Below are 12,584 nucleotides of genomic sequence, written 5' to 3'. Positions count from 1 at the left end.
ATCTTTGCTATGTAAAATATAGAAATACTTAAAGTGTTTTTGCTTTAAGTCCCACATTGAAAACTGGTAATTTTTAGACAACGGGACGATAAGGAAGAACGCTCATGCCATAGGCGTGGGCGCTCGCTTATTCGTTGTCGGGTATACCAGTGCCTCAATGTGCGGTAAGTGTAGTGGCCTGCGCTTTCTTTTTGTGCAGGGCTACATCAACTTTAAAAAAGTATGATGATATGAAAACTGGTACATCCCAACAAAAAATTACACTCGCCTTTATCAATGATAAAAGCCCAATTTTAGATTTAATTTGCAAAGACCTCATTGCTTCAGGAACTGAAGTCTTATTTCGTTCAGAAAGCATTGAAGATGGACTATCAAAATTATCTTCATTAAATGAACTCCCTAAAATTTGTATTATCGACCTTGATTTTTACAACAAGAATGTTTTGGTTGAACTTCAAGAATTAAGAACAAAATATCCAACAATAAAACTTATTGCACATAGTGATATTGATGATGCGAAAGTGGGTAAATATCTTTTAGATATTGGTTTTTCAAGTTACTTGCTGATTGGTAATGATGCGGAATATTTTAGAAAAGTAATAGAAGCCGTTATCAATTAGGATAAAATTCACTAATTCTCATACAAAATACTAGCGATTTTTTTATCATTTAGTACAAACCTTATCTGCTCATATTTTTGAATAGGGTGCATATCCTGTTCTGTAGCTGGCGGAAAATATTTTATTCCAATAGTCACGTTGGGTAAACTAAAACTCCAAGATGACCTGATTTTAAAATTCTTACCACACAATTGTTGATCGGATGAGTTCAGATACTCTTTGAATTTTGAAAGCCCTTCGATTTCAAATAATGTTTTCCAGTTTTTACGAACTTCAAAAATGATATTTTCGTCAAGATTTTTCAGGATACTACTTTCATCGGAACTGTTACAGGCGTTTATAAAATCTCTGATGATTTTTCGTGGTTGTTTTTGAATTTCTCTGATTTCTTTCTTTTTGTTTTCAAGATAAGTGCTAAAATCCTTGTCAACCAATTCAGATAACTTATAGTATCCTGAATGAAAAGCTTCTAATGGAGATTTGTATAATCTATCTTTAAAAAAAGTTGCTTCATCCGTTTCATTGGCTTTAAAATGATCCAGAAGCAAAAAACCTTTTTCTTCGGTTGTACTGTTAACACCATCCACAATGTTTACAAAGTAGAACTGCTCTTTATCTTCGAACAAAACTTTGATTTTAGAGTTGAATTTTTCAGACTTATTTGCCGATGCTTTCACAAGATATTTCGTTTCATCCAAAGGATTTTCAATCCGTCTTCCCCAGCCATCAGTCGATAATTCAGATTGGTATCGGGATATTTGTATCCGTATTTCCTTCCGTCCTTTTTCGAGGTCGGTGGTAAATTCATATCCAGGAAAAGAATTGAGAATAGCCGTGTCTAATTCCCATTCCTCATAATCACTTGTAAAATTTATTTGATAGCTAAATTCATATTCCCGAATGTAAACCGGAAATTGGAACTTGTTCCCGACGATTGTTTGCTCTAATAAGGTAATATCGGATTTCCTGTTTACGGTTATTGAGATTTCAGTTTCAATCATTTTGAAATTTATTTTTACTGACAGTTTTAAAGTAATGCCATTTTTTTGTTCAAACCATTGTGCTTGAGAGTAGAAAGGAAATCAAGTGAAGACTGCTTAATCATTGTCGTCACCCAATTGGTCAATGTATTTCAAAATTAGATTTACTTGTTTGTCCTCGGATTTTGTAGAGGATATTTTTTCAATAATTTTGATCCTATCTTCTTTTGGTAATTTATTGAACGATTTTAAAACACCCGAATTTCTAAAAGTATCTAATATTTCTTTTTCTGTAATCGGCTCCTTTGAAGTCAATAAGTAAAGTGTCACAGTTACAGTGTCGCCACCACTTTTGCTGATTGCTTTCCTGATTTTGTCATTAATTGAAATTAGCTTGTCTTGTCCTCCAATCGTAAACAAATTAATACTGTCAATTGTGTAGTTGTCAATTGTACCAGATACTTTCAATGAACCCCATTTTCCTACGATATGTTTAGTGTTAGGTACTTGGATGTGATATGTCCAAGCACCTTTACCTGCTTCATATTTCAATTCGAGTTCCTCGTCCTTTACTAAGTATTTCATCTTTTATGACCTGTATTATAGCTTTACCGCTAACCCCATAATTTAGAAAATTTGGGTATTTTGTATAGGAATTAGTCTATTTGTTTTAAGGACAAATTTAATGAATTAGATGCTAGGGTTATGGCAAATATTCTATTATAAACCATCATTAATCAGGCGACGTTCTTTTGCTTCTTTTCTTTGGTCGCTGTGTGAAAAGAAAAGAAGTCATTACCAAATACAAAAAATGGGATACTGAATATCCCACGCAAAAAACTCGCAACCTGTTTGGTAAAATGTAAGGAAAGGGAATTGTGGGCCGGTGCATTTTTGCAAAGTGATTGCATCCGCTTTAAACCGCAAAAATGCGTTTCCGACCGTAGGAAGGAATTGCATTTTTGCCCGCCGATTTCGGCTTTTAGGCAACTTTTATCGGGTGGGTGCGGAAATCTTTCAGATTGTGAAAAAATCCTTTGTATTCAGTCATTCCCCTGCGAAACAAGTTCCATAACAAAGAACAACCCATTTGTGTAAGCGATGAATTGATAAACAAATCTTGGTGTTCCAACGCTTCGGCAAGTGAGCAACTTGGCGTGCTGTCCTCTTGTTCGGATTGCTTCAATAGTTCGCCAAATTCATCGGTAACAAATGGCAGGCTTGCCTCCGTTTGGTATTTCTCTGAATTGGGTTGCTTTATCTCTCCGATGGTAGATAGTAACACTTGTCCTGTATCTTGGCTGTTGCCAAAATCCAGCCAATATTTTGGCTCATCTTGGTAGTGTCTGCGGTAGCTTATTTCTTTTAGAATTTCAGCAACACCAAATCTCGCCTGTACATTGTCCACACATGTAATGGTAATTGTTGCCCTTGCTTTTTCGGGCAATCTGCCAAAATTGTCCTTTTCAAACTTTACCGTTTCGGCTTTCCAATTTGTTCCTGCCCAACGGTTGCAACGGTTGATTAAAGCAACGGATTTGTACAATCCTGTTTCACTTTCTGCAAATCGCTGTCTGCCTAAATTAGCACTCGTGATAACATCATCATCCCAAAGGTGGACTTGGAACCCTGCGTGTCCTAATGCTATCAAACTTTCGTTTATTTCCATTAAGGCGGTCAATACTTTTGAGCCTGTGCCACCTGCTCCGATAAGGTTTACCGAAATAGGGTTTGTCGGACTGAGCAGGTAATTATCCGTAAAATGAACTACTTTTTTTTGTGTATTCATCACAATAGATTTTTAAGGGTTTTATTATTCTTTTTCAATACCTCTTTAGGAAAGGGTTTATTAGTACCAACAAGGTCTTTCCAAAGGTTTACAATGTTTGTTTTGGTTAAGTTTTCGCATAATGAATGGCTGAAATAGGAATTGAAAAAATAATGCTCCCACGCGCGAATAAATTCCTCAACCGAAGCCGAATTTTTAATGTCTATGCTTACCGTACCCATACATACATTGCCGTTTTCATAAATATTGAAAAAAGGTGCATAGTGCAAAGGTGCTTTCTCGGTTGGTCTTCTGTCGCTTGCCAAAACAAATACCGTAAGATTGCTTTTGCTCGCTAACCAAAGCATTGGTGGTACTTGTGCTTTTCCATTGGATATGCCCAAACTATCCACAAAATACAGTTTCCGTTGCTGTGTTTTGGTGTACCAAAGTACCGTACCTTTTTCCGCATTTGGATTGATATGCAGAATATTGGTAGGCAAAATTCCCTTTGGTTTTAAAAAGGCTTGGTTCTTTTCTTCATCGGTCTGTAAGGACTTTGCTAAAATATTGGCTTCCTTTACGGTTAATGGATGGGCATTGATAGGCATTCCGTTGCTGTCCATATCAAAATGCTCCACGTACATATCGTTTTCTGTTCCTTTGGTTTCATAGAAAACCAAAGCGGATTTTGCATAGTACAAGGTTCCAAAATGGTCTGTTATATCTTTTGTTGTATTCATTTTTCTATCGTTTTGTATTCGTATAATATTCCACTCAAATCATTCAATAAACCAAACAAACGCTTCTCAAAATCAAGATTGACTGTTGATATTTCACTTCCGTTAAATCGCTTGGAAATAGTAGGTTCTTCCATTGCTCCGTACTCGTTAAATTCATTGTTGATGGTATCTGAAAGACTTTCGTACAACCAGCCTTTAGTATCTGCGATAAATGAAATGTATTTTTCCATTCCGATTATTTCATTCTCGTAATCATCATTGTAAGGGTCTTTTTCGGGCAATGTGGCGTTTCTGAAAATGGTTACGTTTGGATATTCCGTAAAAAGAGCAAACGCATTGTGAGCCACTTGCCAACATTCCTTGTCGAACATATCAACACTTTTAAATCGGTTCAAACGCTGTTCAAATACCTTTAGATTAGTTCGATTAAATAGCTTTTGTTCTATTCTATCGCCAATGTATTCGGCATTTTTCAATTCACTTTTATAGCTTTCAGTTTCTTCCGTTTCCTCGTCCTGTTCCACCCAATCGTTCATCATTTCGTAGAGCCAATACAAATAGCTTTCTTCCTGTCTGTAATATGGAATTTGGGCAATGTGGTACAGATAACTATACACCGATAGTAGAAGCTGTGCAGTCATTTTATGCTTCGGGTCTTTGAGCATTTTAAAGAGTGGAGCAATAGGAATATAATACAAAGTTGTTCCTGTGCGGTATCGTTCCTCGCTCAAAAAATAGGTTTTACCGCTATCCTGTATCAATTTGAAACCATCCCAATTGATATGGTTGCGTTTTAGTTTGGTTTCCATATCCCACATACCCAATACGATATTGTAAGGGAAACCAAATTCTGTGGTTTGCATCGGCTCAATGTTGTAATGCTCGGCAAGTGTGGAAAGGGACTTATAAAAATCCCTCTCCATTTTTGCTGTTTTCTTACAAGCCTGTACGGATTGTTCCGCTTTCAGTTTAGGCAGAAACGTACACTTTAGAATACCATTGGTAGCATTGCTATCGGTACGGATTTCTGCTTGTCTTTCTGCACTTGGTTTGCGTCCTTTGGTCTTTGTAGCCAATTGGCGAACTCGCCCAACTGTCGGTGCAATTGCCTTTGTCGTTTCTGTTCGGGTATGCTGATAGTTCCCGATATGATGTTGCGTTGCATAATTCATTGTTTTAAAATTTTGGTTTAACCTTTCGTTCCCATTACGCTCTCAAATTTGTACTCGACTGCATCGTCTTTTATCTGCGGTGCAGATGCTTTTGCCGTAGTCAAAATCGGGTACATATTGGCGTAAAAATTCATTACGGCTTCCACGCTCCAACGTGGTTCGGGGTCGGTCAGTCTTATGTCCTGTCCTTTATCTTTGAGTATAAAAACTCTTTCTAATTGCGTTGCTAATAACATAATGTTCTGTTTTAATGATTACTATTCTTTTCATCTTCGTCTGTTTCATCAATAGGATAATCGGCAGTAATTTCTTGCTCTATTGGTGGTTCGGGTTTTGCTTCGTCCATTGCTCCGAAAAGGCTCGGTGTTGCGAATTTGTCGGATAATGCTGTTTTGCGTTTGCGTATCTCGTCTGCTTTTTCGGGAAACTCCGTTATATCGGGAACTTTTATCCACGCTTCACGGAATTTGCCCTCTTTCTCCAACTCGTCCGCCTTTGCCATTGCATCTTTAAACTTCTTGTCTTTGACTTCTTTTTCTTTTTTCTCTTTTTCGGTTTTTGCTTTCTCGATTGCCGATTGTGCTTTGGCTTCATCAAGTTGCTTTTGAAATTTCTCCATATCCACCATTAAGCCCGATACCTTTTGTATAGGTGTGGTTATCTGCTCAAAAAATCCCTCGTCAAACTCCTGGGGTGTGGCGTTAAAGGTCAATGGTGGAATTAGATTTTTTGCACTATCTCCGCATTGTTCGTTATTGAGCAATACTGTTACAATTAGGTTGCTTTCTATTCCTTTTGAAATGTTCAGTTGTAATACTCCTGTAAAGTCTAACTGCTGTATCTGATTGAAAAAATTGGTGTTCATCGTTCTAAAATTTTAATTGTTAATACTTTTTTCTTTTTTAAGTTTCTCGTGCATATCTGCCCAATACTCCTGTCTTTCCTTGTCTGTTTCTGTTGGTGGGGCGTGCAGATATTCTTTATACCAACCAGTTTGCTGGATAGCTTTTATGAGGTCGGTAATTTCAACCCAATTCCCTTTTTTATCTATGATTTTCATCGTACTTGGCTTTAAGTGTTATTTACTGATTTCTGCTATTTGGTCAATCCTACCATAGATGATACTTCGAAGACTTGTTTTGTCGGGAGCGTTGTATTCTGCCCAACTACCGTACTGCTTTACGATATAGGATTTTAAAACATCCTCAAATCCAAAGCGATAACCCATAAGCGGTACAGCTCTTTTGAAATAGGCGTTTCGGTTTACTGCTTCTGCAAGCCATTTTTTTTCGGCTCGGTTCAATTTTTCGCCTTTGTTCAGTTTTTCCCTTAATAAGTAAACCTTTGCATTTTGCAGGGTTGCCAATTCGGGTACATCGTGGCGTACAAACTTTGTGGCTATTATTGTTACTATTTCCATTGCGGTAGATTTTAAGGTTGCTGATTTTTGATTTTTCGCTCCAACAAGTTTTCTAATATCTCGTAATCGCTTTCGTAAGCATTACCCTCAAAATGGTAGGTATCGGTTTCTTCATCAAACTCGCATTGCTCAAAATCCACGTCTTCCAAATAAATATCTGTGAGTAGCTTATCATAAAATGTTGCCCTGCCATATACAAGATTGCCCATTTCTTCATAATCGTGTGTAAAGTTCACTTCGTAATGTTCCGCTATCTTTTGAATGATTTCTATATTGGGCGACCACTTTGTTTCATACTGAAATTGTCCTTCATCGCCTTCATTCCAATAGATATTGAAGAAATAACCGCCATTATCTTTAGAAATAAATTCGGGTAGTTGCCCTTCTTCGGTTTTTTCTTCCTTTTCCTTCATTGATTGAAAAAGTTCCTGTATTGCTGTGATTGTTTCGGGTTTCCCCTCGAATACAACTGTATTACTGCACCAATTTGCCATAACTTTTGTTTTTAGTAGGCTACCACCGATTAAAGCGGTAGCCTGTTGTTATTTAATTAAGGTTTAGGGTTTCTGCACCATCTAAAGCAAAACCATTACACAATTCAAATGCTTTCTGTGATTTGAGTTGAGCAGTGCCACCCAATACAATGCTCTGCAACTTGGCTTCATCATTCTTGTAATTTCTTACGTTCTGATAGTAACCTGTAACCGCATTATAAGCTCCGAACAATGTTCCTTTTGTCGTATCCATTTGTTGGGTGTCGCTTATCATTGCGTATGCAAAAGCATCTTCAACGGTGTTTTTGAACACGGTTGAAATTTCATCTTCCGCACCTTTTTTGATTAAATCAAAGGTTTCCTTATTCGGGCAAAGTGCCAATTGAATTAGCTTTTTAACCTCTCGGTCTGTTACCTTTACTTTTGCCCATTCATTGAAAATTCCCTCTAATTGGTTGCTCAATGTGTTGGCAAGTCCCATAATCTTGTGAGCATTCTCGATACGTCCTTTTGCTCCCGAAGTGTGTTTGATACGGACAACATTGGTCATATTGCGTAATGAAGCGTTTAAGGTATTTTGGCAAACAATACGGATTGGTGTAAATGCGGCTGTGATACTTCCGCTACCATCGTGCGATGTGGTTAAGAAAATGTATTTTTCCGTAACATCATCGCCATTACCCACACGAATATAGTCAGGCAGTTTGGCTGTGATGAAAATGCGTTCTCCGTTGCCTAATGCTCCTGCGGTTTCGTAAAGAATGCCTTCGCCACCGCCTACAATGGCATCAAAGAAATTAAAGGCTTCTCGATTTTGTACGATGTGGTAATCCTTGCCGACTACTCCCAATACTTTATTGTTATCGGTGCGAATGTTGGCGAAATAGTTAGGTACTTCCAATTCGCTACTGCCTATCTCTATACCGTTGGTGGTTTCGATAATGCCCGAACCTTTGGTAAATAGTGGGGATTTTACGACTTCGTAATCTAATCCTGCGTGTTTGATAGCTTCCTCACTTGTTGGATATTGCTCCACGATTTGCCCTAAACCGTGCCACGCTTTTTGCTGAACGCTGAAAAATGAATATCGTCCTGTTCTCTCGTTGAAATTGATATTATGTGCCATAATGCTTAAAATTTTGATATTAAAAAATGGATTGAATGTTCTTGATTAAAATGGAAGGTCGTCTTCTGTACCTTTTCCTGCTGTACTGTTGTTTCCTGTTTGTGCAGTAGCTTGTACGCTTTCGGTTCTCTTACTACCTCCGTGCAATTTGATTTGTGAGGTATGGAAATTCAGACCTGCTCTTGGCTCTCCATCATTACCTGTCCACGCTCTTGTACTTACTCGTCCCGATAGTTCTACCAAAGTGCCTTTTGTGAGTAGCTTGGCTACATTCGGGGTTATCCAATAGGAGCAGTCGAAATAGGTTGTTTGCTCTATGCGTTCGCCTTGCTTGTTACGGTAGCTGTCGTTGGTCGCTACTGAAAAATTTACTACTTGTTTGTCCTGTGACGTTGTGCGTACTTCCGCATCCCTTGTCAGTCTTCCTGTGATGTTCATATTCTTTAATTTTTAGTTATTGATTTTGATTTTTTTTAGATTTATTCGGCAATGAGAGGAGGTGCTGTTTCGTTTCATTACCATTTCCAATGTTTTTAATTTTCGTATCTGACATTTTTTTTTATTCGTTTAAAGAGCCGGAGTATGCTATGTTTCGTTTCACGAGCATAAAAGGTTCGTGTTTAGCATCACCAAGGTTTTGGAAAAAAATACTACCCAACGGGTGGAGATTATTTTCCAAACTTGCTTGACCTTTGTGATGCGTGAAGAACACGGAAATACCTTTGCTCTTGAAATGGGACAAAAAAGCATACGGGTCTTTGGATAAAAATGAATGTGGAAGCCAAGAAGATGGCATTGAGAAATGGTTTAAAGTGAATTGAAATAACACTTCCAATTCGCTGAATTTTTAAAACACTTTTTTAAAGCGGTGGGGCTATCAAAGCCACACTAACAGAGGATTAGAAAAATGTATTTGTGTGGGAGGCATAGATGGCAACATTTTTTAATCTTCTGTTCCAGAAGTAGCCGAAAAGCTCTTTTACAGAAAGGGAATAGCAGAGCGAAGTAAATGTGCTTTGGCTATAAAATATGGGCATAAAAAAAGCAGAACCGTTAAGTTCTGCTAGTAATTATCAAATTGTGATTAACTATATAACCTGTAAAAACGCTTCTTCAATCTCCTTAAATTTAGGAGCTACCAAATCCATATCCTTACTAATCTTTTGGCTGGTAATTTTAGCATAAATCTGTGTAGTTGAAATGTTTTTATGTCCCATCATTTTGCTAAGGCTTTCAAGAGGTACGCCTTCGGTCAAAAACATCGTTCCAAATGTGTGTCTTGCGGTGTGAAAAGTTACTTTTTGTTCTGTAATAATTTCAGCTTTTTCAATTAATTTGCCAATGTGAGTATTGCAGGTTACATTAGTTGGAACTGGAAAGATAAACTCGTTACGAGTGCTACCGAGGTATTTTTCTATGATACGTTTTGGGATTTCCATTAACCGAACATTAGAAGCAATGTCTGATTTTTTTCTTCTGCTGATGATCCATTGATGGCCATCGAAGAAAGACTGAATATTGTTCCTTGTTAGTTTTTTAATATCCGCATAAGCAAGTCCGGTAAAACAACTGAAAATAAAAAGATCTTTCACAAGCTCATACCGTGGGTGGGGCGGTACACACATCATCAGTTTTTCTACATCTTCTTTAAGAATATAACCCCTGTCGGTTTCTTCCATATTAATTTCATAATATTGAAACGGATTATCACGTATCAAACTTTTTTTAATAGCCAATTCCACCAGACTTAGCACAGGCATCGTGTAAACCCAAACCGTATTATGTGTAGACTGTAAATCGTACCGAAGATAAAAATCAAATTCCCTAATAAAATCTCCAGTCAATTCCCGAAAGGCCATATCATCACGATGATAGCGTTCTTTGATAAAAGCGGTAAGATGATTATAAACCGTGATGTACTTGTTGTAGGTGCTTTGTGAACGTTCTTCCTTGTCAACTAATTTTTTAAAATCCTCATTTTTATCGTTAAAGACTTTTAGAATTGCATCATCCATTACACCAACACCCAAGAATGAGAGCTTTACTTTTTGGGAAGTAGCAAAGCCCTCGTGTTTCAGCATATCTTCATAAATTTTGTCAATACGCCCACGTATGTTATCCAACTTTTTATTAATATTTAAAGCTGTTGCGCTTTTGCCCTCAACTCTTCCATATTTTAGATCCCAATTGCTTGGGTCAATTTCTAACTTTGTCCCGAAAGTTTTAGGTGTTCCGTCAATGGTAATACGTGCCATAATCGGAGCATTACCATTTTTTTTCAGTTCGTTCTTTTTCAAGTAGAAAAGCAGTTTGAACGTTGATTTTTTTGTCTGCGTCATAACTCAAATGTTTAATGTTTAAAATTAATTTACATTGAGTTACAAGGAAATATAAAAATAAGTGCAAAACACTGAAATATAACCGTTTAAACTAATAAGGAACCTCTATTAATCGGTAACGAATTAGTAACTTAACTTTGTCATTTCAAGCCCAAAACCTATCAGACACCGAGTTCCAAATAAAGACTACTTCTTTATAAAACATTGTATAGCAACGGATTTAATCGTTTTGCTTAACTTTGCTTTTTACTAATCTTTTTTATTCAAAATCATATACATATACTTGCACCTCTTTTGCAAGCAATGTTCTTTCAATAATAGGTTCTATTTCTTTCCATTTTCCTCCTGCCAGCCCACATCCAATTCTCGGCATGTGAACGCTTGCATTCAGCAGCAACGCTTCATTGGAAAGTTTTTCGAGAGCTTTTTCAATAGCATCATATCGAACAGGAACTCCATGACTTCCTGTTTTTATTCCTTTTTGTCCGATTATATTAGCTACATATATGTATTTTTCAACCTGGACCAACTGAATTTTTCCTAATGCAAAATCATTTTTACTTCTGAAGCGATGCCAGTCTCTGTATTTCTTTTCAGGTTCTTCCCATCTTTTGGAAACAGCCAGTACAAATCCTTTTCCCCAGCCTCCGATATCATTACAGATATGGGCGATGATTTTTGTTCCTTTGGCTTGTGGCGCTGTTGCATCTCCTTTCAAATATTGTATCGTTTTCATGGTTCTTAATTTTCAATCATTTATCATTCTTCTATTCTATCATTAAATATAAAATTAATGCTTTTATCTTATCCTTTCTTCTTCTTTTTGAAATTTAAAAATTGGCTTAAAATCTTTTGAATAAGGAGAATAGGATCCATAAACGGTATTCAATTCAACGTCCAGATTTTCTAATTTAAATTGCTCATCAATCTGATCTAAACAGGTAATGACAAGGTTCTTTTTAGTTGGGAATACATAGGCTCCATCCAGCTTTAAAGCATAATTCAGTAGTTTATAATTTATTTCTCCAACCCTTAATTCTTGCTGATATTCATTAAATGTACAGGTTTCTTCTTCATTATTTTTCAGATTCATTTCCTTTTCATTGCTCATCCACCCATTTCCGTGGCGAGTTGCGTAACTTCTGGTTACATAATACATTTCAATATCTTCAATTTTTAAAAGCTTACAGATTTCGTAGGCATTTTTTGAAGTCGTATGTGCATAGGTCACATTAGGAAAAATGCCATGATCCATATCGAGTAAAATACCCTGACTTCCTTCGAAAATAAGGTGATCAAACGAAGCCAGGTAGTTATAATCATTTATTTTCCAATTAATCATTTCAATAGCATCTAAGAAAGGCTGCAAAAGTTCTGTGATCTCATTTTCATCTATAAAACCATAGTAATAGGCAATTCCTTTCAGTTTTTCCATCAACATTTCTTTAGGTGCTATGAGGTCTATGGCAAATAGCTTATAAGGACTTTCGTTTCTTTTCATCGTAGCTCCTACTCCTTTTCCGCAGGTTCCGTGTTCCAGATTACGGGCATTTGTTCTGTTCTGCCATACATCAAAAGGAGTGGTAACTTTTGCCAATGGATGAATATGAAGCTCAATGTTTCCGTTCTTTGCTTTTAATTCTTCTCTCTCATTGAGTAAAAAAACCGGATGAATGGTACAATGCTCGGTAAAGTAAGAAGGCAGACCACGAAGTGCACCACTTGCAAAACTGGAATGCACATGCTTTCTTTCATCCATCATTACGGTATGGGCCGCCTGCTGTCCTCCTGAAAATCTAATCACAACAGCCTCCGGATTCTGAGAAGCCAGAAAATCTGTGGTAATCCCTTTTCCTTCATCACCAAAACCAAGTCCTATTACTATTTGCGCCTTTTTCATGTCTTTTAATTTTTGAGGTTTC

General features: G+C 37.0%; 16 protein-coding genes. 1 reads left to right on the top strand and 15 read right to left on the bottom strand.

The genetic code is table 11. The features are described 5' to 3' along the window. Nucleotides 1-230 precede the first annotated feature (230 nt). Nucleotides 231-620: a response regulator transcription factor gene (locus ACMA47_RS18220; RefSeq protein ID WP_002978285.1), complete on the top strand. Its 390-nt coding sequence runs from the start codon at nt 231-233 to the stop codon at nt 618-620. A gap of 11 nt (nt 621-631) precedes the next feature. Here ACMA47_RS18220 and ACMA47_RS18215 read toward each other — a convergent pair whose 3' ends face one another. The 15 genes from ACMA47_RS18215 to ACMA47_RS18145 all read right to left on the bottom strand — a co-directional run. Continuing rightward, entirely contained in the window at nt 632-1,621 is a 990-nt protein-coding gene (locus tag ACMA47_RS18215; protein ID WP_413930938.1) for a hypothetical protein, read from the bottom strand. A gap of 96 nt (nt 1,622-1,717) precedes the next feature. Continuing rightward, nucleotides 1,718-2,185: a DUF1905 domain-containing protein gene (locus ACMA47_RS18210; protein ID WP_065719241.1), complete on the bottom strand. Its 468-nt coding sequence runs from the start codon at nt 2,183-2,185 to the stop codon at nt 1,718-1,720. Between the two features lie 397 nt (nt 2,186-2,582). Then, nucleotides 2,583-3,389, bottom strand: a complete 807-nt coding sequence (locus ACMA47_RS18205; RefSeq protein ID WP_413930937.1) for a PRTRC system ThiF family protein — start codon at nt 3,387-3,389, stop codon at nt 2,583-2,585. Next, nucleotides 3,389-4,111 (bottom strand): PRTRC system protein B, encoded by a 723-nt coding sequence (locus tag ACMA47_RS18200; protein ID WP_413930936.1) that lies wholly within the window; start codon nt 4,109-4,111, stop codon nt 3,389-3,391. Before ACMA47_RS18200 ends, ACMA47_RS18205 begins: the two co-directional genes overlap by 1 nt. Further along, nucleotides 4,108-5,283, bottom strand: coding sequence for a hypothetical protein (locus ACMA47_RS18195; RefSeq protein ID WP_413930935.1), 1,176 nt, complete (start codon nt 5,281-5,283; stop codon nt 4,108-4,110). The genes ACMA47_RS18200 and ACMA47_RS18195 overlap by 4 nt, the downstream gene beginning before the upstream one ends. Nucleotides 5,284-5,300: 17 nt before the next feature. After that, nucleotides 5,301-5,519, bottom strand: a complete 219-nt coding sequence (locus tag ACMA47_RS18190) for a PRTRC system protein C (protein WP_002978317.1) — start codon at nt 5,517-5,519, stop codon at nt 5,301-5,303. Nucleotides 5,520-5,530: 11 nt separating this feature from the next. Further along, a complete protein-coding gene (locus ACMA47_RS18185) occupies nt 5,531-6,148 on the bottom strand; it encodes a PRTRC system protein E (protein WP_115050559.1) in 618 nt (205 codons plus the stop codon). A 12-nt stretch (nt 6,149-6,160) separates the two neighbouring features. Continuing rightward, complete coding sequence (locus ACMA47_RS18180; protein ID WP_413930934.1) at nt 6,161-6,343, bottom strand: 3-isopropylmalate dehydratase; 183 nt, start codon at nt 6,341-6,343, stop codon at nt 6,161-6,163. A gap of 18 nt (nt 6,344-6,361) precedes the next feature. Beyond that, the gene (locus ACMA47_RS18175) at nt 6,362-6,703 is read right to left on the bottom strand and encodes a molybdenum ABC transporter ATP-binding protein (protein WP_413930933.1); all 342 of its coding nucleotides are present in this window, start codon (nt 6,701-6,703) and stop codon (nt 6,362-6,364) included. Nucleotides 6,704-6,714: 11 nt separating this feature from the next. Further along, nucleotides 6,715-7,197, bottom strand: a complete 483-nt coding sequence (locus ACMA47_RS18170; protein ID WP_413930932.1) for a hypothetical protein — start codon at nt 7,195-7,197, stop codon at nt 6,715-6,717. Between the two features lie 52 nt (nt 7,198-7,249). Beyond that, nucleotides 7,250-8,323: a DUF932 domain-containing protein gene (locus tag ACMA47_RS18165; protein WP_413930931.1), complete on the bottom strand. Its 1,074-nt coding sequence runs from the start codon at nt 8,321-8,323 to the stop codon at nt 7,250-7,252. A 45-nt stretch (nt 8,324-8,368) separates the two neighbouring features. Next, on the bottom strand, nt 8,369-8,761 hold the full coding sequence (locus tag ACMA47_RS18160) for a single-stranded DNA-binding protein (protein WP_003002511.1): 393 nt from the start codon (nt 8,759-8,761) through the stop codon (nt 8,369-8,371). A 650-nt stretch (nt 8,762-9,411) separates the two neighbouring features. Beyond that, entirely contained in the window at nt 9,412-10,662 is a 1,251-nt protein-coding gene (locus tag ACMA47_RS18155; RefSeq protein ID WP_413930930.1) for a site-specific integrase, read from the bottom strand. Nucleotides 10,663-10,921: 259 nt separating this feature from the next. Further along, nucleotides 10,922-11,398: a macro domain-containing protein gene (locus ACMA47_RS18150; RefSeq protein WP_413930929.1), complete on the bottom strand. Its 477-nt coding sequence runs from the start codon at nt 11,396-11,398 to the stop codon at nt 10,922-10,924. Nucleotides 11,399-11,461: 63 nt separating this feature from the next. After that, on the bottom strand, nt 11,462-12,584 hold a 1,123-nt coding region (locus ACMA47_RS18145; RefSeq protein WP_413930928.1), incomplete at its 5' end, for an adenylosuccinate synthetase.

It is taken from the genome of Chryseobacterium sp. T20 (genome assembly GCF_047345655.1).
Classification (GTDB): Bacteria; Bacteroidota; Bacteroidia; order Flavobacteriales; family Weeksellaceae; genus Chryseobacterium.
This window is presented reverse-complemented; position numbering and strand designations above follow the sequence as displayed.